The following is a 688-nucleotide window of genomic DNA, read 5'->3' as shown; positions in this document are numbered from 1 at the left end:
TGATTATCCTTGGTTAACGAATTGCCCCATTCATGATACGACCTTAGGAAGTACTTGTTCGCGCTGCCACTCCCCATATCCCAAAACACGACAGGAAATTGCTACGCGCCATTGTCCTCAATGTGGTCGAGGTAGGGATGACCGCATTGAAAAAACACTCGCCTCAATCATCGAGGGCCAGGCATCCCTAGCAGAAAAAATTGACTCGACGGTTGGCTATTTGACTAACCTGATCACTAACATTGATGAAAAACTTCGCATGAAGCTTGGTGACGAGGACAGACTAATACAGAAATTGGGATTGTCGTTCCCATATCCATCACGATTTTCGCCGGAGCATCCGGATTTTTGGGCAATATGTTGCAAAGCAGGTTGGTGCAAGAAAAAGCAGCTAAGAGCAATTCATGGCGTTGAGGTGAGCAAAATTTCTAGCGTCACATTTTATCTTCAGTCGTATGATACAGAAGCACATCGTGACCGATATTTTGAGCAAATTCACGATTTAGAAACGTTAGTCTTAGAGTATGGTATGTCACGTCTGAAATTAATTAGCGGTTTGCTTAAACAGCATCGATTGCTTTCAATTCAATCCTATCGATATCTTTCGATCAACCATTTCCAGGCGTTATCGCCACCTTGCCCTATTTGTTTCGCACTGAGCGTATGGCTAATGCTTATGTTTACATTA

Annotated in this window: 1 protein-coding gene; it reads left to right on the top strand. The window is 43.2% G+C overall.

Going from position 1 to position 688, the window contains the following annotated elements; translation table 11 throughout:
• A partial coding sequence (locus tag A3729_RS33480) for a hypothetical protein (protein ID WP_197476107.1) occupies nucleotides 1-688 on the top strand: 688 nt, incomplete at both ends.

It is taken from the genome of Oleiphilus sp. HI0043, from assembly GCF_001634935.1.
Note: the sequence above shows the minus strand (reverse complement) of the source record. Positions and strands in the feature narration are given on the sequence as shown.